Source organism: Methylobacterium thuringiense (genome assembly GCF_022179645.1).
Classification (GTDB): Bacteria; Pseudomonadota; Alphaproteobacteria; order Rhizobiales; family Beijerinckiaceae; genus Methylobacterium; species Methylobacterium thuringiense.
Genome location: NZ_BPRA01000001.1, coordinates 114612 through 138611 on the forward strand (window position 1 = coordinate 114612; position 24000 = coordinate 138611).

Below are 24000 nucleotides of genomic sequence, written 5' to 3' on the forward strand. Positions count from 1 at the left end.
ACAGGACTTTGGGGTGACATGGTTAAGGGAGCTTTAAGCCGCCCGCCGCGAGCCGGCGGCCCCCGATCATCCGGCGATGTGCTGTGCGATCTCTGTCGCCGAGCCCGATCAGGCCGCCTCCGGGGCGGCTCCGACGAGCTGGCGAGCCTGGAGCACCGTCATCGGCTCGCCGAAGGCGGCACCCTGCGCATAATCGCACCCGACATCCTGCAGGCCCTGCGCATCGGCCTCGGATTCCGCACCCTCGGCAACGATGGCCAGACCGAGTTCCTGCGCCATCCTGACGATCGACCGCAGGATCGCGGTACGGCCGGAGCCCATTTGCCGAACGAAGGTATGGTCGATCTTGATCGTGTCGAAGGGGAAGCGCTGCAGGTACGACAGGGCGGAATAACCCGTGCCAAAATCGTCAAGCGACAGACCGGCGCCGAGATCATGGATACGCGCCAGCATCTGAGCTGCGTATTCCGGATTCTCCATCACGAGGCTTTCGCTGAGCTCCAGCTTAAGCGAGCCCGGCAGCACACCCGAGCGTGCCAGAACCGTCTTCACGTCGTGCAGGAGGTCGTGCCGCAGAAGTTGACGGGACGAGATGTTGACGGTCGCGAAGATCGGAGGCTCGACTTCGAGCGAACGCTGCCACGCCGCGAGTTCGAGGGCCGTCCGCTCAATGGCGAAGTTGCCAAGGTTGACGATAAAACCCGTCTCCTCCGCCACCGGCAGGAAGGTCGAGGGCGGGATGCGTCCGAGTTTCGGGTGATCCCAGCGCAGAAGCGTCTCGAAGCCGGCGACGGTGCGATCCTCGAGCCGCACGATCGGCTGAAACAGCACCTTGATCTCGCCGCGCTCCAGCGACTTGCGCAGGTCGCTCTCCAGCATGAGCCGGTCCGAGCGCTCGTTGCGCATGGTCGCCCGGAAGACATCCGTGCGGTCACCACCGCCGCGCTTGGCCTGGATCATGGCCATCTCGGCGTTCTTGAACACGTCCTCGCGCTTCGGTGCCGCATTCCCCTGGCCGCCTTCGTAGAGCGCGATGCCGACGGAGACGGTCAGGAACACCTCGCGGTCGGCATAGGTCACGGGGGTGGCGATCGCACGGCGGATCATCTCGGCGAAGGAGAGGATGCGGTCGGGGTCGCGCTCGGATTGCAGGATCACGGCGAACTCGTCGCCGGCTACCCGGGAGAGCGTGTCCTGCGGCCGCAGGAGTCGGCCGAGCCGGCGCGAGAGCGTCAGCAGGATCGAGTCGCCGGCCGATAGGCCGATGGCATCGTTGATCGCTTTGAAGCGATCGATGTCGAGCACGATCACCGCCGGTTTAAGGCGCTGGTCCTGTCCCGCGAGGGCCAGGGCGGCATCGAGCCGGTCGTAGAACAGCTCGCGGTTCGGCAGGCCGGTGAGGCTGTCGTGCACCGCGTCGTGCAGCAGCCGCTCCTCCGCGGTCTTGGTCTCGGTGACGTCGGCGATGGTGCCGACGATGCGCACCACTTCTCCATCGGTCCCGATCACCGGTCGTGCCTTGAGGCGGTACCAGTAGTAGGGGCCCGAGGCGGAGCGCAGCCGGAAATCGTGCAGGATGCGTCCGCGCCGCTCCTCGATCACCGTATCGAGTGCCGCCGAGTAGCGCTCGACATCGAACGGATGCAGTAGCCCCAGCCAATTTGCGGCAGGACCTTCGAGCGCCCCGCGCTTGAGGCCGAGCTGGCTCTCGATCTCCTGCCCCGCGAAGACGCGGTCGCCCGGTACGTCCCAATCGAACACGATGTCGCCGGCGCCCGTCAGCGCCAGGGCCCGGCGCTCCGTGTCGGAGACGAGGGCGTGGCTCATGCCGCTGCCGGCGAAGGCGTGCTGCATCACCGTGAAGCCGATCAGCATCACGATCAGCACGAGGCCGCCGATCAGCGCCGGCTGCACGATATCGGAGCCGATCTGTCCGGTGACGGTGAAGGCCGCGGCCACCACCCAGAACAGCAGCAGCAGCCATGTCGGAATCAGCAGGATGGCCCGGTCGTAACCGTTGTGGACGGCGAGGTAGAGGATCAGCAGCAGGCCGACGCCGGCCACCGCAGCAATCGAGATCCGCGCTACGCCGGCCGCCACCGGCGGGTCGAAGGCGGCGAGCCCGACGAGCCCGGCCAGAAAGGCCAGCCAGAAGAAGGCGACGTGGCTGTAGCGCACGTGCCAGCGCGACAGGTTGAGATAGGCGAACAGGAAGACGAGCAGCGTCGCCCCCAGTACCGCCTCGGCGGAGGCCCGGTAGACCCGCTCGACCACCTCGGTCGTCGGAAAGACGCGCTGAAAGAACCCGAAATCGATGCAGGCATAGGCCAGCACCGCCCAAGCCAACGCCGCGGCAGCTGGAAAGATGATCGCGCCCTTCACCACGAAGATGATCGTCAGGAACAGCGCCAGCAGGCCGGCGATGCCGATGATGATGCCCTCGTAGAGAGTCAGGCCGCTGGTTTTTTTGCGATAGGCATCCTGGTCCCAGAGGTAGACCTGGGGGATGTTCGGTCCCTTCAGCTCCGCGACGTAGGTGATGGTGGTGCCGGGATCGAGGGTGATCAGGAACTGGTCGGCGTCGGTGCTCTCGTCGCGGTCGGGGCGGATGCCCTCGCTCGCCGTGATCGCGGCGATGCGCGATCCGCCGAGATCCGGCCAGACGACCCCCGAACCGACGAGACGGAAATGCGGGGCGACCAGCAGCCGGTCGATCTGCTCGTCGGTGTCGTTGGTGAGCGCGAACACCATCCAGTCCGGCCGCGCCCCCGTCTCGCGCGCCTTGACGACGATGCGGCGCACGATCCCGTCCTTGCCCGGCGCCGTCGAGATCTGGATGAGGTCGCCGTCCGAGCGGTAGCGCTCGATCGTCGGCGTCAGGTCGATGGCCGGCGCATCGAGTTTCACGCGTACGGCTTCGACCGCCTGCGCGGGCAGAGTGAAGCCGAGGGCGCCCAGGAGCGCCGTCAGCAATGCGAGAACGAGGGGGATCTGGCGCAACGGGACGTTTTCTTGGGGGCCGTTTTGCGACCGTGGCACGGGATCGAGCGAGCCGGACAAGTGGTATCGGTGCGGCATTCCCCGAGCAAGGCGGCGAGCCCCACGGCGCGGGAGTGCCCACCGCTCAAATGCCGCGACACCCGGAGACGGGTCGCGCGGATTTGCGGCCAAAACAAGCCGCGACCAGCCTTCTCTCCTAGGGATGGGCCTTGCCTCCCTTCCCGCAACGACCGCCAAGCGGTTAAAGCCGGAGGCATGAGCCCGTCCTCCGTCAGCCTGCTGCCCCTGCTCGCCGTGCCGCTCGCGGCCGTGACGAGCGCCGTGCTGATCGTATTGCTCATGCCGCTTTTGCGGCGCTACGCGCTCGCCCGCCCGAATGCGCGGTCGAGCCACGCCGTCCCGACGCCCCAGGGCGGAGGCGTCGCGATCATCGCGGCGACGGTCGTGGTCGGCACGGCCCTCCTGATCGCCGAAACGAAGGCGCTGCCTTCTACGGAGGCTGTCGTGCTGATGCTGTCGGTCACCGCCCTGGCCATCGTCGGCGGTCGCGACGACGTCCGGCCTCTGCGGGTTTCGATCCGGCTCGGACTGCAGGTGGCGGCCGTGGCGGCGGTCATCATCGCAACCGGCGGCCGGCTGTTTCCGGCCATGCCGATCGTCCTCGAGCGCGGGATCGAGGTGCTTGCCGGCCTCTGGTTCGTGAACCTCGTCAATTTCACCGACGGGCTCGACTGGATGACGCTGGCCGGCATGGTGCCGGTGACCGCCGTGCTCGTGCTGCTGGGCTATGCCGGTGTGCTGCCGGTCCTGCCGACGCTCGTCGCGGCCGCTTTGCTCGGCGGATTTCTAGGGTTTGCGCCCTTCAACCGACCGGTGGCGCGGCTGTTCATGGGAGATGTCGGCTCGCTGCCCGTCGGGCTGTTGATCGCCTGGCTGCTCTATCGTCTCGCGCTCGATGGCGGTTTCGCTGCCGCGATCCTGCTGCCGCTCTATCCGGTCTCCGACGCTACGCTCACCCTGCTGTGGCGACTCAAACGGGGCGAGAAGGTCTGGCAGGCCCATCGCAAGCACTTCTATCAGGTCGCCACGGTAAACGGCTTCTCGGTGCCGGAAGTGGTTGGATCGGTCTTCGCCGTGAGCGTGCTTCTCTCAATGTTCGCAGCCGCGAGCTTGCTTTGGCCTTCCTGGGGCATCACCGTCGCGGCGCTCGCTGCGGGCGGAGGCCTCGTCGTCACGCTTCTGCGCCGGTTCAACACGCCGGTCGCGGGATCCGAAGCGGATCGGAATCAGAGGAGGGCTTCGGCATCGTGAGCGGACCTCTGATTGCTCTCACAGGCGCGACGGGCTTCATCGGGCGGCATCTGCTCACCGCGCTCTCCGCGCGCGGATTTCGCGTGCGCGTGCTGCTCCGGCGGCCCGTCGAGGTGCCTGAGGGGGCGAGCAGCGCCGTCGTTGGCGACCTCGCGCGGCCGATCAACATGGCTGCCGCCCTCTCGGGCGTCGATGCGGTCGTCCATTCCGCCGGGCTCGCCCACGCCATGTCGGGCGCGCCCGAAGACGACTTCCGCAGTTCCAACACCGAGGCGACGAAGCGCCTCGCCGACGCGGCAGAACGCGCAAAGGTCCGCCGGTTCGTTTTCCTCTCCTCGATACGGGCGCAGACCGGCCCGAGCGCGCCGGTCCCCGTTCTGGAGAGCGATACTCCCGCACCGACCGACGCGTATGGCCGCTCCAAGCTCGCGGCCGAACAGGCGCTCGCCGAAACGGGCCTCGACTGGGCCGCCCTGCGGCCTGTCTTGGTCTACGGCGCCGGCGTGAAAGGCAACATGGCAGCGCTGATGCGGCTTGCGCGCTCGCCTTATCCGCTTCCGCTGGCGAGCCTCGCGGGCAAGCGCTCGCTCGTTTCGGTCGAGAGCCTGTCGGCCGCGGTCGCCACCGTGCTTCATGTGCCGGGGCCTCTTTCACGCCCGCTCATCGTCGCCGACCCAGACCCATTGAGCCTGCCCGAAATGCTCGCGGCCCTTCGCAGCGGGCTCGGCCGCGGCGCAGGACTGCTGCCGGTACCTGTGCCGCTGATTGGTCTCGCCTGTCGTCTCACCGGGCGAGAGGAGATCTTCGATCGGCTGTCGGGGTCGCTGGTCGCAAGCTCGGATGGGTTGGCTGCGCTCGGTTGGCGGCCGTCCCAGACGTCGCGAGATGGTTTGGCGGCGCTTTCACGCGGCAAAACTGCCTGAGCTTCGGCCTCAGGCCGTCGAGGGTTGAGGCTACAACGCTGACGCCTCCATCGCAGGCGGCCCGATCGGTTCCGGATCGGCATTCGGTATCTTGCGGTCGCGAAGGCGAAAATCCGGGATCGCTTCCTCGAAGACGGTCTCGGCGGCCTTTCGGTCGCCGCTCGCTACAGCCGCGCGCAGTCGCAAGATCCAGCCTTCGAGCACCGGCCGGTCTGCGAAGACGGGCTTCGCCGCCATCACCCCGTCGATGCCGGCGAGGCTCACGCGCGGCTCTTCCTTGGCAAACAGGATCTCGCCCAGACGTTCGCCGGGCCGTGCGCCCGTGACTGCGATTTCGATGTCTTCGCCCGGCTCGAAGCCGGCGAGACGGATCATGCGCTCGGCCAGTTCCCGGATTTTCACCGGCTGGCCCATCTTGAGCACGTAGACGGCGGCACGCTGGTCCGACGCCGCGTCCCGGATGGTGCGCGCCTCGCCGTCGGCGTGTGAAGCGGCCGTCAGGACGAGATCGCACGCCTCGCGCACGGTCATGAAGTAGCGGACCATCTCGGCATGCGTCACGGTGACGGGGCCGCCGCGGGCGATCTGCGCCTTGAACACCGGCACCACCGAGCCGGCCGAACCGAGCACGTTGCCGAAGCGAACCGCGATGAGGCGGGTCGGCTCCGGTCCCGCCTGCTCGGCGTCCAGCGCCTGGGCCACCATCTCGGCGAAGCGTTTGGTCACGCCGAGCTGCGAGACCGGCTCGATCGCCTTGTCGGTGGAGATCATCACCAATGCCCGGGCGCCAGCCGCCACCGTCGCGTCGGCGACGTTGATCGAACCGAACACGTTGGTCTTGATGCCCTCGACCCAGTCGCGCTCGAGATACGGCACCTGCTTCAGCGCAGCCGCGTGGAAGACGTAGGTCGGCTTGAACTCGGCCAACAGCGCATGCATCCGCTCGCGGTCGCGGATATCGGCGAGCGCACCGGTCACGACGGCGTCGGCGTTCAGGATCGGCGGGTGGTTGAGGATGCCGTGCAGCGCCGGTTCCGAATTCTCGATGACCAGCACGGCGCTGGCCCCGAAGGCGACGGCGCGGGCGCAGATCTCGGAGCCGATCGAGCCACCGCCGCCGGTCACGACGACGCGGGCGCCGGACAGGAATTTTTCCAGCCGCGGCCGGTCGATCGCCACGGTGGGGCGCAGCAGCAGGTCCTCGATCTCCAGGGGGGCGAGTTCGGCGTCGCGCATGCCCTCACCAAGGCTGGTGACACGGGCGAGCGGCAGCCCGAGGCGGCGGGCGCGGGCGATGAGGTCGTCCGGCTCGGCCTCCGGCGCCAGGGCGCTCGGCGTCGCGACCAGCCGGCGCACCGGCATGCCGCGGTTGGCGAGATCGGCGATGACGCGCTCAAGATCCTTGAAACCGCCGAGTACGGGCACGCCGCGCATCATCTGTCCGGCTTCGTCGGCGCGCGGCGACAGGATACCCTTCGGCGAGAGCCGGCGCACCGAGCCCGACTCGATCGCGCGCAGCACGGTCTCGATGTCTGCGCCGCGCCCAAGCAGCAGTGTCGGAGTCGTGGCGCCCCGCGCCTGTGTCTGCCGGGAACGTGCGTATTTCAGGTAGCGGAAGGCGAGCCGCGGCCCTCCGAGCAGAAATACTTGCAGCATCCAATAGAGGATGATGGCGATCTTGCCGAAGAAATAGAAACCGTAGAGATTCTCGGAGACGAGCACATAGTCGAGAACCAGCAGCGTCAGCGCCAGAACGCTGGCGGCGCGTACGATCCCGGCGAGGTCGGGCAGCGAAGCGAAACGCCACTTCGTCCGATAGAGCTTGAACCAGCCGTAGACGATGCCGGCGAAGGCCAGCAGCGGCGGCAGCAGCCAGGGGAGCGCATGCATCCGCTCGGCGAGCTGGTCGCCTTGGAAGCGGAACACGAATGTGAGGATCACGGCAGCGGCGGTCGCCACGAGGTCGTGGACGACCATCACCGCCGTCTTGAGAATACGCTGCTGCATCGTGCTTTCGAGGCCGCTGGCGGTATCGGCGCGGCCTTCCCCGAAGTCAACGCGCGAGACTGATCAGGTCAGGGCGCGCACGGCCTTCGCGACGGCCGCATCGGTTTCGTCGAGATCCGGCGCCTCGATCCGGCGGTAGCGGGCCTGGATCAGACCGAAGGCCCCAAAGGCGAAGTGGCCCGCTGCGACGATCCCGAGCAGAATCCATCCATAGGGCTGTGCACGCAAGGCTTGGAAGGCGCCGGAAAGTCCTTTGGCGTCCGACGAGGCCTGGGTCCAAGCCGCGGTGAGGACGAAGCCACCGATGATCAGGAAGGCGACGCCACGGGCGGCGTAGCCAAAGCGGCCCAGTGTGCAAGCCCAGCGTCCCACCGCCCCTATCGGCAGCGAGAGCCGGTCCGCGACGTCACCCTTCCAGGCCTTGACCGCATAGCCGATGCCGGTACCGGCGACCCCCAATCCAACCAGGCCGACGAGCCATGGGCCGAAGGGCTGGTCGAGAAGCCAACGGGTCCAGTCTCGCACGCCGTCGCCACCGGCCGAGGCCCGTCCGATGCCGAAGGCGAGGCTGCCGGCAGTCACGGCCAAAGCCAAATAGGCGACGGCGCTGATCAGGTGACCACCGCGCACCAGAAGGGCTTTGGGTGACGACCCGCGCCGGTCGGCATCGGTCACCGCTTCGACGAGCCGCCAAGATGCAAACCCGAATAGCCCCAGCGCGATGAGGCCGACGAGTACGGCACCGAACGGACCGCCCAGTACGAAACGCAATGCGTCTTTGCTGTCTCCTGCCGATCCGCCATGGCCGAAAGCCGCGAGGACCGCCAGGGCTCCGACGACGCAGTAGACGGTGCCGCGAGCGCCGAAACCGAAACGCGCCAAGTATTCCAGGGTGTTGTCGTCTCGGCTCCACGACACGCCGGCTCAGGCCTCCCGTTGCGGTTTGCCGGCGAGCGCGACGTAGAAACCGAGGCCGTCTTCGGCCGGAAGGGTCTGGAGACGCTCGATCCAGCCGCGGCGCTTGGCGTCGAGCAGCAGGCGCCCGACCGGCTGGAACAGCGTCTCGCCGCCTCCCTCGGGCGGCGCATCAAGCCGGATCGCGACCGTCTTATTCTTAGCGAAGCGGCTGCGCTGCAGCATATCGTTCAGCGAGGCCTCGGCCTGCACCCTGGGTGCGCCGCGCAGGTCGAGCACGGACTCCGCATCGGTCACCCCGAGGCCGCCGCGCAGCTTGTTGGCATAGAAGTCTTCGAGATGGGGCAAGGGCGGCGACCTGAACTTGACGCGGATCTGGGCAGAGAATGATTCAGAACGTCACGCGGGCATAGACATCCGTAACATGGACAATGCCGCCGAAATCGGGAAGCCCAATACCGTGACCGACCGCGGCGGCGATCAAATCCGGCTCGCCGTTCCGGCTCTCGGCCTCGATCCGGGCGCGCCCTGATATATGATGGCCGAAGCGGCGGCACTGTCTTGTCGGAATCGGCCTTTGGCCCGCGATCGATGTTCAGGGTCGATGGCGACGACGCATCGGCTACGAGAGCCGGATCGGAGGCATAGCCGATCGCATCGGATCGCACGACGACCTCGGTGATCGACGAAGCGTCGTCGAGAGCCCTGCTGAGCATGGCCAGCCCGGGGCGAATGCTACAGCCTCTGCGTTCGGCGAGATCGTCGGGCCGCGTGGGCGTGAGGTTCCGAGCGATGCGCTGAGCCTTCCGCCGGTCGGCGACATCGGCATCGCTACACTGCCGAAAAGCTTCCAGCCCTCGCTGTCCGATTTGGACCGGGCTCAGGCCCGACCTTCGGCGACGGTCATGCGGTCGTCGCGTCTGGCGACAACGACCGTCGCGGCCTCTTCCATGAAGGCCGCGACGGTCGCATCCCAAGAAACGTCCGCAATGTCGCGGACGATAAGGCTTCAGCCGTGCACGAGCACGTTGCGGAACTGCCAGGGATCACTCTCGTCGATGTCCTCCGGGAACAACCCGGGACGCCCGGAAAGCGGAGTCCAATCGGTATAGACGCCGACGACGGGACCGAGATACGGGGTCTGGACTTCGAGGCAGCGGCGGAAGTCGATTTCGTCGGCTTCGACGATGCCGGCTTCCGGGTTTTCAATAGCCCAGACCATGCCAGCGAGGACGGCGGACGTCACCTGCAGACCGGTGGCGTTCTGGTAGGGGGCGATGCGGCGGGTCTCCTCGATGGAGAGCTGCGAGCCGTACCAGTAGGCGTTCTTGGCGTGACCGTAGAGAAGCACACCGAGTTCGTCGATGCCGTCCTCGATCTCGTTCTCGTCCAGGATGTGCTGTTTCTCCTGCACCTTACCGGCGTTGCCGAACATCTCGTGAAGTGAGAGCACGGCGTCGTTGGCCGGGTGGTAGGCGTAGTGGCAGGTCGGGCGGTAGACGGCCTGATCGCCCTGGTGGACGGTGTAGTAATCCGAGATCGAAATCGCCTCGTTGTGGGTCACGAGGAAGCCGAACTGCGATTGCGCGGTCGGGGTCCAGGAGCGGACGCGGGTGTCGGCGCCAGGCTGCAGCAGGTAGATCGCGCAGCGCGAGCCCTTCTCCTGCTCGCGGGCGTTCTCGGGCTTCCAGGTCTCGTGCGTGCCCCAGCCGAGCTCGGCCGGCTGGTTGCCCTCGGAGACGAAGCCCTCGACCGACCAGGTGTTGACGAAAACGCCCTGGGGTTTCGGATGCTTGGCGCGTTGCGTATCGCGTTCGGCAATATGGACGCCCTTGACGCCGAGCTCCTGCATGAGGGCGGCCCAGCCCTCGCGGTTCGTAGGCTCGGGCGTGTCGGATCCGACATCCTTGGCGACGTTCAGCAGGGCCTGCTTCACGAACCACGAGACCATGCCGGGATTTGCGCCGCAGCACGAGACGGCAGTGGTGCCGCCGGGCGCGGCGCGGCGAGCGGCGAGGATGTTTTCGCGCAGCGCGTAGTTGGTGCGGTCACCCTGGCTCAGCGACTTGTCGAAGTAGAAGCCGGTCCAGGGCTCGGCGACGGTATCGATGTAAAGCGCGCCCAGTTCGCGGCAGAGCTCCAAAATCGCGCGCGACGAGGTGTCTACCGAGAGGTTCACGCAGAAGCCCTGGCCGCCACCCTCGGTGAGGAGCGGCGTCAGCACGTCCCGGTAATTGTCGGCGGTGAGCGCGACCTGCTCGAAGCGCAGATCGTGCTGATCGGCCAAGCTCTTGTGGGCGTCCGACGGGTCGATGACGGTGAAGCGGGCCTTGTCGTATTCGAAGTGCCGCTCGATCAGCGGCAGAGTGCCGCGGCCGATGGAGCCGAAGCCGATCATCACGATCGGCCCGGTGATGCGGCCGTGGATCGGCCAGTCGGTCTGCGTGCCACTTGTCACGGCGCGGTCACTCCTCGATGGATCGCTCAGTAGGGGAGCGATGTCCTTGCTTACGGGAAATGACGAGCGGATGACGCCTCATTCCCCTCCGGTCAACCGCGTGAGCCATGTCATTCTTGCAGAAGTATGAAATCGAAACCGCATCGACATGATCCCACTGCAATGCGGACGTGACCGCGTCGTAGTGCCGGTCCTCAACGGGGCGCATATATTGCGGTGCAACATCAGAGCGAAGCGGGATGTCCCCGCATAGCTGCTCGAAGGGGACCACCACCATGTTAAGTCTCATGACCGCCAAGGAAATCCGGCCGGAGTCCGACAGCCTCGACCGCGACCCTGGCATCATCAGCCTGATCGCCGCCTTCGCCCGCTTCACGGCCCGTCACACGGCTGCGACCGTCCGCTCGGTTCGTACCTTCAATCAGCGGGCCAACGAAGCCGAGGTCTTCAGCTCCTCCACCGCTTGGCCCTACAGCCACCGCTCGAAGTGATCCGACGCCAACAGCGCGAACCGGCCTCTTAGGTCCGGCCGCACCAGGAAACGCCCGGGCGCTCCCGTTCACGGGAAGTCGTTCATTTCAACTCAAAACAACGCTCATACCGTTCGGACGCATCTGCGCATTGCTCCGCGCGATCGATAGCGCCGTGCAACGCAAACACGACGGCCTCGAAGCCTATCGCCCACCGGCTTTTTGAGAAGCTCCGCGTCGACAAACCGACGTTTCTTCGGCGTGGCGTACTGTTTTGTCGCAGATCGTCTGCAGGAAACTGCGAGACATTTCTCCAAAACATGCTTTATTTTCACCATCCGCCTCGGCCAGAGCGTTGAGCGGACCGTTATCCCTGGCGATCGTACCGCACAGTTTCGCGACAAGCGAATTCAATATGCAACGTGACCTCGTGAGACGGGTTGCCATACTGGAAACCGGCGCTTGCTTGAGCTTGCTGCACCTGAGTGTCGATTCATATTTATGATAGGCGCCGCGCGCACAGCTTGAGACGAGGGCGAGCCGGCGTTTGCTTGCAGAGTTCCGTGAGCCGTATTCTTCTCGTCACCTTCGGCACGCGCGGCGACATACTGCCGTTCTGCGTACTCGGGGCCGCCCTGCAGCAGCGCGGCCACAGCGTGCGCTTCGTAACGATCAGCGATTATCACGGTACCGTACGGCGGTTCGGCCTCGATCCTGTCGATACGGGGGCCGGCTTCGAGGAGACGCTCAGCGACCCGCGCTACGAGGCGCTTTTTCAGAACTACTTCTCGGTCGGTCTCTCTGCGATTCCACGTATCCTGGCATTACGCAGGACGCTTCTGGGTCAGCTCACCGACCTTCTTCTGCTGACACGCGACGAAGTCAGCCGATGTGATCTCGTCGTCTTCAACGCGTTTGCGTATTTCGCCGGGGAGGTTGCCCTCGAGACAGGCAGACCGGCGATCCGGGTGATGTGCCAGCCCCTCCTTCCGAGCAAGAAGGAACCGCTCTCGGTGTTCGGCGGGCGCCCCCTCGGAAAAACCGGCAACCGCTTGAGCTACGAGGCGCCCCGTCTCCTATCTCCTTTGCTGGCCAGGGCTTTTGCCGAGCGAAGGCTTCGTATGGCCGGCGGCCGGCGCTGGCGCGTCTTCGCCAATCCCTTGACGGCGAATTTGCGCCGCATCCACCATCTCGCCGCCTTCAGTCCCACCCTCAGCCCCGATCCCGGGGACTGGCCCGTTCCTGTCACAGCGACGGGACCCTGGACGGCAGCGCCCAGGGCCGTCGGCGGCCTGCAGGACTATCTGGAAGCCTTCCTCGCGCGCGGCCCGGCGCCGGTCTATGTCGGCTTCGGCTCCATGCTGTGGGGAGGCAGGCGCAACACGGATATCGTCCTCGAGGCGTTGAAGATCTGGGGCGGCCGCGCCATCGTCAACGTCGGCGCCGGCGGTCTCCGCCTGCCGGATTGGAGCGCTTTGCCACCGAACCTGCAAGCGACGACCCAGGCCGATCATGCGCTGCTGTTTCCACGGGTCAGGGCCGTGGTGCATCATGGCGGCGCCGGAACCACTGCAGCTGTCTTGCGCGCGGGCCGGCCGAGCGTGATCCTGCCCCTTCTCGGCGACCAGCTCTACTGGGGCAGGCGTGTCGCCGCTCTCGGAGCTGCCGAAGCGCCGATTCAACTGAATCAGATCACGGCCGAGGATCTCGCAGGCCGCATCGCACGGGCCTGCTCAAATGCGGACATGGCAGCCGCAGCCGCACGGCTCTCCGCTATCCTGGCACGGGAGCCCGGTGTGACGGCGGCTTTGGACTACGTCGAGGCTGTTCTCGCGGCATGAACCGCACAGTCCTCATCCGGCGTCGATTTCAGGCGGCCTGTCGTCGCGCCTCTGCGGCCACGGTGTCGGCGCCAAGCGACGGGATCGGCGCGAGAGCACCGGTCGGATGCAGGATGCCGCCTGCCCCGTCGAGTGCGCCGGCCACGAGCTCGAGGCCGAGGAGGCGGGCGCGCTCGAACGGGCCGGGCATGAACAGCCCGGCGGCCCGAGCCGGCGAGAACCCGAAACGGGCGTAGTAGGGCGCGTCGCCGACGAGCAGCACGGCGGCATGTCCGAGTACCCGTGCTTGTCCGAGCGCGACGCGCATCAGGCGCGTGCCCAGACCGCAGCCCTGCATCGTCGGATCGACGGCGAGCGGGCCGAGCAGCAGGGCCGGACGGTCGCCCGCGCCGACATGCCAGAGCCGTACGGTGCCGACGAGGCGGCTATCCGCACCCTCGGCCGAGAAGCTGAGGTCGTCGGCCGGACGACGGCCTTCGCGCAAACGCACGGAGGTCTTGGCCCAACGGTTCTGGCCAAAGCAGGCATCGAGCAGGCACTCGCGGGCGCCGATGTCGGAGGCGATCTCGTCACGGATCTGGATCATGGCCGTACCCTCCCAAGGTCCTGGCAATCGGGAAGATCAGCCCTCGCGACCTGCCGCGTGCGGCAGGCGTCCGGGAACTGCTGTGGTTTGCGCGAATGCGGATGAAGGTTGGGTGAAGCGGAGCCCGTTCCGCACCGGTCTCACCCAGAAAATCAGATCACGATCTGCTTGAGGGGCGGGAAGCCGTTGAAGGCCACCGCCGCGTAGGTCGTCGTGTAGGCGCCGGCACCATCGATCCAAACCTTGTCACCGATCGAGAGCGAAACCGGCAGCGGGTAGTGGTTCTTCTCGTAGAGCACGTCCACCGAATCGCAGGTCGGGCCGGCGACGACGCAGGGCGCCATGCGGTCCTCGTCGTGGTCGGTACGGATCGCGTAGCGGATCGACTCGTCCATGGTCTCGGCAAGGCCGCCGAACTTGCCGATGTCGAGATAGACCCAGCGCACCTCGTCAGGATCCGCGGACTTGCGCGACACCAGGACGACTTCCGCTTCGATCATGCCGGCATTGCCGACCATGCCGCGGCCCGGCTCGATGATCGTCTCCGGGATGCGGTTGCCGAAATGCTTTGTGAGCGCCCGGAAGATCGAATCGCCGTAGGTCTCCACGCCCGGCACCTGCTTGAGGTACTTCGTCGGGAACCCGCCGCCGAGATTGACCATCGAGAGGCCGATGCCACGCAGCGCGCACTCGCGAAAAATCGTGGAGGCGGAGGCGAGCGCCCCGTCCCAGGCTTCGGTGTTCGCCTGCTGCGAGCCGACATGGAACGACACGCCGTAGGCTTGCAGGCCATGACGGTGCGCGTGCTCCAGCACGTCCACCGCCATCTCCGGCTCGCATCCGAATTTTCGCGACAAGGGCCAGTCCGCTCCTGCCCCATCGCAGAGGATGCGGCAGAAGACCTGGACGTCGGCGGGCTCCACATCGGCCTGCGTCGTCGCGGAAAGAATCTTGTCGGCCTCGGCCTCGCAGTCGACCGCGAACAGGCGCACGCCGAGCTTGAGCGCGCGGACGATGTCGCGCTCCTTCTTGATGGTGTTGCCGTAGGAGATCCGGTCGGCGGTCGCCCCGGCGGCGAGCGCCATCTCCATCTCGGCCACCGACGCGGTGTCGAAGCAGGAGCCGAGTTCGGCGAGCAGGCGCAGCACCTCGGCGGCCGGGTTTGCCTTCACCGCGTAGAACACGCGGGTGTCCGGCAGGGCGCGGGCGAACTTCGAGAAATTGTCGCGCACGACGTCGAGGTCGAGCACCATCACCGGGCCCTCGTCGAGTCCGAGGTCGCGGCGTGCGCGCAGGTAGTCGCGGATGCGATCGGTCATTGGTCGTCCCCACCACACAGGTTCGCGAGCGCCCTTCGCGGGGCGCGCTGTCGAAACATGACGGTCCGCGAGAGACCGTCGGCGTCAGGGGGCGATGCGTCGCAAGCAGCCGCGTGCTGTGGAGACACGATGCTGCGTGCGGGCGCAGAGCACCCGGAAGCTGCCGTGGATTGGATGGGGGAACCCCAACCGCACGCCGGGCAAGGAGAAACAAGCCTCTTCGGTGCCGGCCTGTGGAGGGCCGACGAGACCAAAAAAGCCCGTTCGTCGTTGCTTTAAGCTGCGTCCCCCGTGGAGAGCGGGGTTCGCCGGTTTCGCCTCCGGCTGCCGGTTGTTGTCGAGGTCCGGTGTTGCCACCTGGATTGCCGGCCGTAGGGATCCACCCTTGCGACCATCGATCCTAAGACCCCTGGCGGCTGTCCGGCAGTTGACCGGATGCCCACCAACCGACACGCGGCCACAGGCACGTGCGAAATTGGGCAAGGCGCGTATACGGTCCCGGCCCGGGGGCCACAAGCAAAGATAGCCGGCAACTCCGAGTATTGGCGCGCAAAACCCGGCTCGTTGCGAAAAGGCCGCACCGGCGACGCGCACCCCCTTTTCAAGCCCGACGCCGCAGGCCATGGAACCGGCACCCTATCGTTGCCGCAGCGGTACAGGGCCCTTTTGGGAGTTCGACACACCTTGGCGCAGCTTCGATGACCGGGTTTTCTCGCCGCGCCGTCGTTTCCGGGCTCGCCGCCTCCGGGATCGCTTTGTCGGCGCTGGCCGGGGAGGGCACGTCGCGCTTCGGCTTCGAGACAGTCGAGCGGCAGGCCGAAGCCCTGGCGCGGGTCTCCTTCGACACGATCGTGCCGCCGCTGCCGGCGCCGCTTGCCGCCCTCGATTACGACTCCTGGCGCGACATCCGCTTCAAGCCGGACCGCGCGTTCCTTGGCGAGGAAGGCGGCCCGTTCCGCCTGCAGCTGTTCCACCGGGGTTTCCTGTATCCGCGTCCCGTCGCAGTGAATCTCGTGCGCGACGGGGTTGCGTCGCCGATCGCCTATAGCTCCGACCTGTTCGATTTCGGCCGCACAAAGCTATCGGAGCCGCTGCCGGCCGATCTCGGCTTCGCCGGCATCCGCATCCACGCGCCGTTGAACAAACCGAACCTGCTCGACGAACTGATGGTCTTCGTCGGCGCAAGCTATTTCCGGTTTCTCGGACGTGACCAGCTCTACGGCCTTTCGGCGCGCGGCATCGCAATGGGTAGCGGCGGCGAGGGTGAGGAGTTTCCGGCGTTTCGGGCATTCTGGATCGAGGTACCGGCCAAAGATGCCGATGCGCTCACCATCCACGCGCTGGTCGACGGGCCGTCGCTCACCGGTGCCTTCCGCTTCGTCGTCGATCCCGGCGAGACCACAGTGGTGTCGGTGACCGCGACGCTCTACCCGCGGAAGGATCTCGATCAGGTCGGCCTCGCGCCGCTGACCTCGATGTTCTTCATCGGCGAGGCCGATCGCGGTCATGCGGACGACTATCGCCCGGAGCTACACGATTCCGACGGACTGCAGATCGCGGCCGGCTCCGGCGAATGGCTCTGGCGCCCCCTCGACAACCCGAAGGCACGGCGGATCTCGTCGTTCAGCGACACCAACCCGAGGGGCTTCGGGCTGATGCAGCGGGACCGGGCCTTCGAGGACTATCAGGATCTCGAAGCCTCCTACGAACGTCGCCCAAGCTACTTCGTCGAGACGCAAGGCGCCTGGGGAGAGGGCAGGGTGGTGCTCGTAGAACTGCCGACGGACAACGAGACCGCAGACAACGTCGTCGCGTTCTGGCGTCCGGCCACGCCCTATTCTGCGGGGGAGCCGGTGCGTCTCGCCTATCGCGTGCGAGCCACCCTCGGCGGTGCGCTGCATCCGAACGCCCGCGTGCTCGCCACCTTCATCGCCGGGGCCACGGCGAGCGGCGCTGCTCGGCAGTCGGAGACAAATCTCGCCTCCCGCCTGAAGCGCCGCTTCCTCATCGATTTCACCGGCGGCGATCTGGCCTATTTCCTGCCCGATCCGGCCAAGGTCGAGGTGGTGGCGAGCGCAACGGTCGGCACCGTTCAGGCTACCTCGATCACGGCGAACTCACATATCGGCGGCTTCCGCGCGGCCCTCGACATCGCGCTCGACGGACCGGGCTCGACGGAGTTGCGCGTCTATCTTCGCGCCGGCGGGCGGGCCCTGTCCGAGACCTGGTCCTATCCCTGGACGGCCGCATGAGCGCGCCGTGTCACAAGCCGGAGACCGCCTTCGCGGCTTCGGTGCGGCTAGCCGGCCCCGACGATCTCGACGCCCTGGTTGCCCTGGAGAACGCCTCCTTCGTCGACGAGCGGGCGAGCCGCCGTTCGATCCGCTATTCGCTGCGCTCACCGACCATGAGCGTGCTCGCCGCGGTGCTTGACGATTCCGAGGGCGAGGTTCTGGTCGGCGCCGCCACCATCGAGCGACGGCGCAAGAGCCGGATCGCGCGCCTCGCTTCGATCGCGGTGTCGTCGTCGCGCTCGGGGCAGGGGCTTGGCAGTCTGCTGCTCGATGCGGTCGAGGCCGAGGCGCTGGCGCAGGATTGCTCTCTGCTACGGCTCGAGGCCCGCACCGACAATCTCGGCGCGATCCGCCTCTACGAGCGACGGGGCTACAAGCATTACGGGACCAAGCCCGACTATTACCAGGACGGTACGGCGGCCCTCTGCTTCGAGAAGATTCTGATCGTTCCGTAGCATTTGCCGTCGCTGCTGGCCGACGTGCGCTGCCGCACGAGTGCACCATCACGATTGTTGCAGCGCACTGGCAGCGACCCGACGCCCAACCATTTCAAGCCCACCCTATCCGGCTGCCCGGCGCGACGAGCCTCGCGGCCTGCCATCGCATGAGGATTTCCATGCCATCCCTGTTCGACCCGATCCGTCTCGGCAATCTCGATCTGCCGAACCGTATTCTGATGGCGCCGTTGACCCGCGGCCGCTCCACCCGCGAGCATGTGCCGACGCCGATCATGGCGGAGTACTACGCCCAGCGCGCCGGTGCCGGCCTCATCATCACCGAGGCAACCGGGATCAGCCAGGAGGGCCTCGGCTGGCCCTACGCGCCGGGTATCTGGAACGACGAACAGGTCGAGGCTTGGAAGCCGATCGTGAAGGCGGTCCACGACAAGGGCGGCCGCATCGCGCTTCAGCTCTGGCACATGGGCTACCTCGTCCACCCCGACTTCCTCGGCGGCGAGAAGCCAGTGTCGTCCTCCGTCGGCACGGCGCCCGACGAGGCCCACACCTACGAGGGTAAAAAGCCCTATGGCGAAGCGCGCGCATTGCGTGAGGACGAAATCCCGCGCCTGCTCGCAGATTACGAGAATGCCGCCAAGAACGCGGTCGCCGCCGGCTTCGACGGCGTGCAGATCCACGCCGCGAACGGCTACCTCATCGACGAATTTCTGCGCGATGGCGCGAACAAGCGGACGGATCGCTACGGCGGCTCCATCGAGAATCGGGTGCGGCTTCTCACCAAGATCGCCCAGACAGTGGCCGGCGTAGTCGGCCCCGAGCGAACCGGCATCCGCTTTTCGCCGAACGGCCCGATCCAGGGCGTCGACGATTCCGACCCGCACGCGCTGTTCGCACTCGCCGCCGAGATGATGGCCCGGGTCGGCCTTGCCTATATCGAGCTACGCGAGCCCGGCCCGGACGGCACCTTCGGCAAGGCGACGGTCGCCCCGGTCGCGCCGGTGATCAAGAAAGCCTTCGGCGGCCCGGTTATCCTCAACTGCGACTACGATGGCCCGAAGGCTCAGGCCGCCGTGGAGTCGGGTGAGGCCGACGCCATCGCCTTCGGCCGGCCCTATCTCGCCAACCCGGACCTGCCGGAGCGCATCGCCGAGGGCGCAGCCTTGAACAAGGACGACATGAAGACCTGGTACAGCCAAGGCCCCGAGGGCTACATCGACTACCCTACACTGACGCAAGCCAAGGCAGCCTGATCGCTCGAACCATGGACGACGAGCCTTTATGCCACTACCGGCTCGTCGTCTTCGACTTCGACGGAACGCTTGCGGACAGCTTCGACTGGTTCGCTGGAATCATAAACGACGTTGCAGACCGCTATCGCTTCCGCCGCGTCGAGGAATACGAGGCGGACGCCCTGCGAGGCATGGATGCACGTGGCGTCATCCGCCATCTCGGCATTCCGGCTTGGAAGTTGCCGCTGATCTCCCGCCATATGCACAAACTCGCCGCGCGCGATGCGGCGGCGATCCGGCTTTTCCCCGGGATCGAGGCGATGCTCGCCGATCTCGACGCTGACGGGTTCAAGCTCGCTGTCGTCAGTTCCAACACCGAGGCGAACATCCGCACCGTGCTCGGGCCGACCTTCGCGGGTCGCTTCCATCACTACGCCTGCGGCGCATCGGTTTTCGGCAAGGCCAAGCGATTGCGTGCGGTGATGAAGCAGGCTGGCGTCAGGCCGTCGCACACCCTCGCTATCGGCGACGAGATCCGCGACGGAGATGCCGCCACGCAGGCGGGATGCGCTTACGCATCTGTTGCCTGGGGATACACCAAGCCGGATGCTCTTGCCGCCCGCCGACCCGTCGCGGTGTTCGGGTCGCCCAGCGAGATCGTCGCGTATCTTCGGATGCGCTGACGATTCGAAAACCGCAGCCTTCGGTCCAGGCTTGCGAAGGCAAGATCCGAAATTACCCGAAACGCCGGCCGTAGCCGGTCATCACAAGTTTCGGGTTCCGCTGGCGCGACCCGCGAAACTACTGACCGCGGTTCGCGCCGGGAACGACCGATGAGCCAGCACCCGAACCGAACGGCTCGTAGCGGGTCAGGCCGCGGAAGAGCTGCCCGAGGAAGGCGCGGTCGGCACCGCTGGACGGAGTCTTGCGCTCGATGAAGTCGAAGACGCGACCGTCCTGCAAGCCGTAGAGCGCCACGCGCTCCACTTTGAACGCCTGATTGTAGTAGATCGCCGTGACCTTCTGATCGTCGACCGACTCGCCGAGGAACAGAACGGTGCGGCTCGAATTTTGCGATATATAATACCAGCTCTTGTTTCCGACCGTAGAAACGGTGGACGGCGAGCCCAGGATCTGGAGCACCTGCTCGGCGCTCATACCCGGTTTCACCGTGGCGAGCGCGGCTTGGTCGATGACGTAGCCGTGGCGGATTTCCTCGCCGATGCATCCGGACAAGCCGGCGCCGAGCAGAGCGAGCACGCTGACACGCGCAAGCGACGAGACGAGACGGCGCGACATCGAAGCCCCTTTATCCCCTGAACGGAGGGCCCGCGGCACGATTTCTCTCATGCGTCTTCGGGCTTGCACCTGGAATGGCGGTTGCCGTACCGCGGGGTTATGGCTTTGACAAGGCAAGCTTGGCCGCAGGCAATTCCAATGCGGTGGATCTCATGATCTTCGGCTTCTTTCGTCGCGCGGAGTCGCGCCGGCGGCTCATCGCCGGGCTACATATGCGCATCGATCGGGCTGCGCGGGAGCCCGGCTTGTTCCGGGCCCTGAGCGTTCCGGACACGGTGGAGGGCCGGTTCGAGGCCGTATGCCTGCATGTGTACCTGGTGTTGCGCTGCCTCCGGTCGTTGCCGCTGCCCGCGCCCGACGTTGCGCAAGATCTCGTCAATGCCGTCTTCGCGCAGTTCGATGCCTCTTTGCGCGAGCTCGGCGTCGGAGATGTCGGCGTGCCGAAACGCATGAAAAAGCTCGGTGCAGCGTTCTACGGCCGCGCCAACGGCTACGACGCCGCCCTCGATGCCGGCAATCGGACCGACCTAGCTCTCGCACTCGGCCGCAACGTGCTCGGCGATACGGACGGGCATAGGGCCGGCCCACTGGCCGAATACGTGATCGCCGCGGACTCTGCGCTGTCGAAACAAAGCCTCGACGATATCCTCGCAGTCGGCCCGCTGTTTCCGCCGGCCGACCGCATCACGACACCAAGTGGAGCAGGCGCATGACGCGCACGACACCCGGACCGCTCAGCCGACAGATCCGCGTCGACCGCCTCGTCGGCGACCGCGCCGGCGTCACGGTCGAAGCGACGCCGGAGGAATCCGCCGCGCTCGCGGTGGATTTTCGGATCCCTGCGATCCGCGATCTCGTCGGGCGCTTCCGCGTCGCCGGCGCGCTGGCACGCCTTCAGGTCACCGGGACGGTCGAGGCTGTCGTCACACAGGTCTGCACCGTGACCCTTGAGCCCTTCGAGTCGCAGGTGAGCGAAGAGGTCGATGTCGAGTACTCCGACGGCGCAGTATCGCTCGGAGTGGACCCCGAAGCCGTCGATGTGCCCGACTTGATCGTCAATGGCCGCGTCGATTTCGGCGCGCTCACCGCCGAATTCCTGGCGCTCGGCCTTGATGCGTTTCCGCGCAAGCCCGGCACCGTGTTCGAACCCGTCACAGTGGGCGACGACGAGGGGCCGTTCGCCATGTTGCGAAAGACTCCAGCCAACGACGGTTGAAGCCCTGCGGGGCCGTACCGCCAGAATTCGTTTGCCCCTCGGGCTCCGATCGCTATTTTGCGCCGCGCCCGGCGGACGTCTCGCCGCCGCCAAAGTTTTGCCCGATCGCCCTCTCGCGAGGGACCCCTCCGCGACAGGCGATGATCACGGAACCGATGTCCAACAGCGTTTGCATCTCGCTCGACGCCATGGGCGGCGATCACGGACCCTCGACCGTGGTGCCCGGTGCGGCCATCGCCCGCGAGCGTCATCCCGGCATGACCTTCCTGATCTTCGGCGACGAGGCGATCGTTCGCCCCCTCGTCGAGGCGGAGCCGCGCCTCAAGGGCGCCGTCGAAATCCGCCACACCACGATGTCCATTTCGATGGACGAGAAGCCGAGCCAGGCAGTGCGCACCGGCCGCGGCAAGTCGTCCATGTGGAAGGCGATCCAGGCGGTGAAGGACGGCGAGGCCCAGGCTGCCGTCTCGGCCGGCAATACCGGCGCCCTCATGGCGATGTCGAAGATCTGCCTCAAGACCATGGCCGGCATCGAGCGTCCCGCCATCGCCTGTCTGTGGCCGACCGTGCGCGGCGAGAGCGTCGTGCTCGACGTCGGCGCCACCATCGGCACGGACGCAGAGCATCTCGTCGAGATGGCCGTGATGGGCTCGGCCATGGCGCGCATCGTGCTCGACATCGAGAAGCCCACGGTCGGCCTTCTCAATGTCGGCACCGAGGAGATGAAAGGGAACGAGGCGGTAAAGGAGGCGGCGCGCCTTCTGCGCGAGACCGAGCTCTCCAACTTCTCCTATTTCGGCTTCGTAGAGGGGACGGATCTCGGCAAGGGCACCACCGACGTCGTGGTCACCGAGGGTTTCACAGGGAACATCGCCCTGAAGACCGCCGAGGGAACGGCCAAGCAGATCGGGACGTATCTGAAGTCGGCGATGAGCCGGACCCTGTCGGCCAAGATCGGTTACTTCTTCGCCCGCGCCGCCTTCGGGGCCTTGCGTGAGAAGATGAATCCGAGCCGGGCCAATGGCGGGGTGTTCCTCGGGCTGGAGGGCATCGTCATCAAGAGCCACGGTTCCGAGAATGCGCAGGGCTTCGCTGCGGCTGTCGATCTCGCCTACGACATGGCCCGCCACGACCTGATGCGCACGACCCGCGAGATGCTGGAGCACACGCCGGCGGTGGCGCCGGTATGATTGGCTCAGAGCAGGAAGGACGAGCCCGATGACGACGCTACGCTCCGTGGTGGTCGGCTGCGGCTCCCACCTGCCCGCAACCGTCGTGACCAATGCCGATCTCTCCGAGCGGATGGAGACGTCGGATGAGTGGATCGTCCAGCGCACCGGGATCCGTCAGCGCTACATCGCGACGCCGGAGGAGACCACCTCGGTGCTTGGCGCCCGTGCGGCGCGCGCGGCGCTCGACGACGCCGGCTTCTCCGGAGCCGATATTGACCTCGTGATCTGTGCGACCTCGACACCGGACAACACCTTCCCCTCGACCGCGACGCAGATCCAGGCGGCACTCGGCATCGAATCCGGCTTCGCCTTCGATCAGCAGGCGGTTTGCGCCGGCTTCGTCTATGCCGTCGCCACCGCCGACAGCCTGCTCCGGACCGGTGCCGCCAAGCGTGCGCTCGTGATCGGTGCCGAGACCTTTTCGCGAATCGTCGACTGGGAGGACCGCACCACCTGCGTCCTGTTCGGAGACGGCGCCGGCGCGATCGTGATGGAAGCCCGCGAGGGCGAAGGCACCAAGGCTGATCGCGGCGTGCTCGCCAGCCGCCTGCGCTCCGACGGTCGCCACCGGGCGAAACTCTACGTTGACGGCGGCCCCGGCTCGACCGGAACCGTCGGCAAACTGCGCATGGAGGGCAAGGAGGTCTTCCGCTTCGCGGTCGGCTCCGTCACCGACGTGATCGCCGATGCCTTCACATTGTCGGGAACGACGGCGGACGAGCTGGACTGGTTCGTACCGCACCAGGCCAACCGCCGCATCATCGAAGCTTCCGCCGACAAGCTCGGGATCGCCCGCGAGAAGGTGGTGCTGACGGTCGACCGGCACGGCAACACCTCGGCCGCCTCGATTCCGCTGGCGCTCGACGCCGCCTGCAAGGACGGTCGGATCCGCGAGGGGGATCTCGTGATGATCGAGGCGATCGGCGGCGGCTTCACTTGGGGTGCCGCGGTGATCCGCTGGTAGTTTCGGATCGGATGTCGCAGTCCATTCGTAGTCCATCCGAAAGGGTTGGTTGACCCGGCTTCCCCGGCAGATTAGCGTTCGCGATCATAAACATACGCCGCGAACGACGAATCGTCCGGAGGGGGAATTCATGACGGGAAAGACGGTCACACGCGCCGATTTGAGCGAGGCCGTCTACCAGCAGGTCGGTCTCTCTCGGTCCGAATCCGCGGCTCTGGTCGAGACCGTCCTCGCCGAGATCTGCAACACGTTGTCGGAAGGCGAGACGGTCAAGCTGTCCTCTTTCGGGTCGTTCCTGGTACGCTCGAAGGGCAAGCGGGTCGGCCGAAATCCAAAGACGGGCGTCGAGGTTGAGATCGAGCCCCGTCAGGTCATGGTGTTCAAGCCTTCGAACGTGCTCAAGGCGCGCATCAACGGCCTCAACGGAGGCATCGAAGAGGACGACGACTGATCCATTTCCGGCGGCGGCGTTTGAGAT

Annotated in this window: 22 protein-coding genes; 14 read left to right on the top strand and 8 right to left on the bottom strand. The window is 66.5% G+C overall.

The genetic code is table 11. The annotated features are described in order from the left end of the window. Positions 1-108: 108 nt before the first annotated feature. Positions 109-3000 (bottom strand): EAL domain-containing protein, encoded by a 2892-nt coding sequence (locus tag MFF07_RS00500; protein WP_147816222.1) that lies wholly within the window; start codon positions 2998-3000, stop codon positions 109-111. A gap of 255 nt (positions 3001-3255) precedes the next feature. Between MFF07_RS00500 and MFF07_RS00505 the strand changes: the two genes are divergently transcribed. Next, entirely contained in the window at positions 3256-4311 is a 1056-nt protein-coding gene (locus tag MFF07_RS00505; RefSeq protein ID WP_147816220.1) for an MraY family glycosyltransferase, read from the top strand. After that, positions 4308-5234 (top strand): NAD-dependent epimerase/dehydratase family protein, encoded by a 927-nt coding sequence (locus MFF07_RS00510; RefSeq protein WP_147816218.1) that lies wholly within the window; start codon positions 4308-4310, stop codon positions 5232-5234. The genes MFF07_RS00505 and MFF07_RS00510 overlap by 4 nt, the downstream gene beginning before the upstream one ends. Before the next feature lie 30 nt (positions 5235-5264). Here MFF07_RS00510 and MFF07_RS00515 read toward each other — a convergent pair whose 3' ends face one another. From MFF07_RS00515 to MFF07_RS00525, 3 genes are all read right to left on the bottom strand, one after another. Continuing rightward, a complete protein-coding gene (locus MFF07_RS00515; RefSeq protein ID WP_238230334.1) occupies positions 5265-7241 on the bottom strand; it encodes a polysaccharide biosynthesis protein in 1977 nt (658 codons plus the stop codon). A gap of 63 nt (positions 7242-7304) precedes the next feature. Continuing rightward, positions 7305-8159: a DUF1206 domain-containing protein gene (locus tag MFF07_RS00520; protein WP_147816214.1), complete on the bottom strand. Its 855-nt coding sequence runs from the start codon at positions 8157-8159 to the stop codon at positions 7305-7307. A 6-nt stretch (positions 8160-8165) separates the two neighbouring features. Next, positions 8166-8504, bottom strand: a complete 339-nt coding sequence (locus MFF07_RS00525) for a hypothetical protein (protein ID WP_147816212.1) — start codon at positions 8502-8504, stop codon at positions 8166-8168. A gap of 16 nt (positions 8505-8520) precedes the next feature. Between MFF07_RS00525 and MFF07_RS00530 the strand changes: the two genes are divergently transcribed. Further along, complete coding sequence (locus MFF07_RS00530; RefSeq protein ID WP_187272454.1) at positions 8521-8688, top strand: hypothetical protein; 168 nt, start codon at positions 8521-8523, stop codon at positions 8686-8688. A gap of 477 nt (positions 8689-9165) precedes the next feature. Here MFF07_RS00530 and MFF07_RS00535 read toward each other — a convergent pair whose 3' ends face one another. Continuing rightward, on the bottom strand, positions 9166-10554 hold the full coding sequence (locus MFF07_RS00535; RefSeq protein WP_187272457.1) for a homospermidine synthase: 1389 nt from the start codon (positions 10552-10554) through the stop codon (positions 9166-9168). Between the two features lie 335 nt (positions 10555-10889). On the opposite strand from MFF07_RS00535, the gene MFF07_RS00540 reads away from it, so the two are divergent. Further along, positions 10890-11105: a hypothetical protein gene (locus tag MFF07_RS00540; RefSeq protein ID WP_147816208.1), complete on the top strand. Its 216-nt coding sequence runs from the start codon at positions 10890-10892 to the stop codon at positions 11103-11105. Positions 11106-11647: 542 nt separating this feature from the next. Then, positions 11648-12925, top strand: coding sequence for a glycosyltransferase (locus MFF07_RS00545; RefSeq protein ID WP_238230336.1), 1278 nt, complete (start codon positions 11648-11650; stop codon positions 12923-12925). A 28-nt stretch (positions 12926-12953) separates the two neighbouring features. On the opposite strand, the gene MFF07_RS00550 is transcribed toward MFF07_RS00545, so the two are convergent. Next, the gene (locus MFF07_RS00550; protein ID WP_147816204.1) at positions 12954-13511 is read right to left on the bottom strand and encodes a GNAT family N-acetyltransferase; all 558 of its coding nucleotides are present in this window, start codon (positions 13509-13511) and stop codon (positions 12954-12956) included. Between the two features lie 152 nt (positions 13512-13663). Further along, positions 13664-14830, bottom strand: a complete 1167-nt coding sequence (locus MFF07_RS00555; protein ID WP_147816202.1) for a type III PLP-dependent enzyme — start codon at positions 14828-14830, stop codon at positions 13664-13666. A 698-nt stretch (positions 14831-15528) separates the two neighbouring features. Here MFF07_RS00555 and MFF07_RS00560 point away from each other — a divergent pair. From MFF07_RS00560 to MFF07_RS00575, 4 genes are all read left to right on the top strand, one after another. Further along, entirely contained in the window at positions 15529-17082 is a 1554-nt protein-coding gene (locus tag MFF07_RS00560) for a glucan biosynthesis protein G (protein WP_147816200.1), read from the top strand. Then, positions 17079-17579, top strand: coding sequence for a GNAT family N-acetyltransferase (locus MFF07_RS00565; protein ID WP_147816199.1), 501 nt, complete (start codon positions 17079-17081; stop codon positions 17577-17579). Before MFF07_RS00560 ends, MFF07_RS00565 begins: the two co-directional genes overlap by 4 nt. A 161-nt stretch (positions 17580-17740) precedes the next feature. Then, positions 17741-18832: an alkene reductase gene (locus tag MFF07_RS00570; RefSeq protein ID WP_147816197.1), complete on the top strand. Its 1092-nt coding sequence runs from the start codon at positions 17741-17743 to the stop codon at positions 18830-18832. Positions 18833-18843: 11 nt separating this feature from the next. Next, positions 18844-19494, top strand: coding sequence for an HAD hydrolase-like protein (locus MFF07_RS00575; RefSeq protein WP_238230337.1), 651 nt, complete (start codon positions 18844-18846; stop codon positions 19492-19494). Between the two features lie 118 nt (positions 19495-19612). On the opposite strand, the gene MFF07_RS00580 is transcribed toward MFF07_RS00575, so the two are convergent. Continuing rightward, the gene (locus MFF07_RS00580; RefSeq protein WP_147816192.1) at positions 19613-20110 is read right to left on the bottom strand and encodes an outer membrane protein assembly factor BamE; all 498 of its coding nucleotides are present in this window, start codon (positions 20108-20110) and stop codon (positions 19613-19615) included. Between the two features lie 152 nt (positions 20111-20262). Here MFF07_RS00580 and MFF07_RS00585 point away from each other — a divergent pair, with 152 nt between their 5' ends. The 5 genes from MFF07_RS00585 to MFF07_RS00605 all read left to right on the top strand — a co-directional run bounded on the left by MFF07_RS00585 (position 20263) and on the right by MFF07_RS00605 (position 23973). Next, positions 20263-20823: a ubiquinol-cytochrome C chaperone family protein gene (locus MFF07_RS00585; protein ID WP_147816261.1), complete on the top strand. Its 561-nt coding sequence runs from the start codon at positions 20263-20265 to the stop codon at positions 20821-20823. Beyond that, positions 20820-21326 carry a YceD family protein gene (locus MFF07_RS00590; RefSeq protein ID WP_147816190.1) on the top strand — a complete coding sequence of 169 codons (507 nt, stop codon included), beginning with the start codon at positions 20820-20822 and terminating at the stop codon, positions 21324-21326. Before MFF07_RS00585 ends, MFF07_RS00590 begins: the two co-directional genes overlap by 4 nt. A 155-nt stretch (positions 21327-21481) precedes the next feature. After that, positions 21482-22516, top strand: coding sequence for a phosphate acyltransferase PlsX (plsX, locus tag MFF07_RS00595; protein ID WP_147816188.1), 1035 nt, complete (start codon positions 21482-21484; stop codon positions 22514-22516). Between the two features lie 28 nt (positions 22517-22544). Then, the gene (locus tag MFF07_RS00600) at positions 22545-23522 is read left to right on the top strand and encodes a beta-ketoacyl-ACP synthase III (RefSeq protein ID WP_147816186.1); all 978 of its coding nucleotides are present in this window, start codon (positions 22545-22547) and stop codon (positions 23520-23522) included. A 130-nt stretch (positions 23523-23652) separates the two neighbouring features. Then, the gene (locus MFF07_RS00605) at positions 23653-23973 is read left to right on the top strand and encodes an integration host factor subunit alpha (RefSeq protein WP_147816184.1); all 321 of its coding nucleotides are present in this window, start codon (positions 23653-23655) and stop codon (positions 23971-23973) included. The last annotated feature ends 27 nt before the right edge of the window (positions 23974-24000 follow it).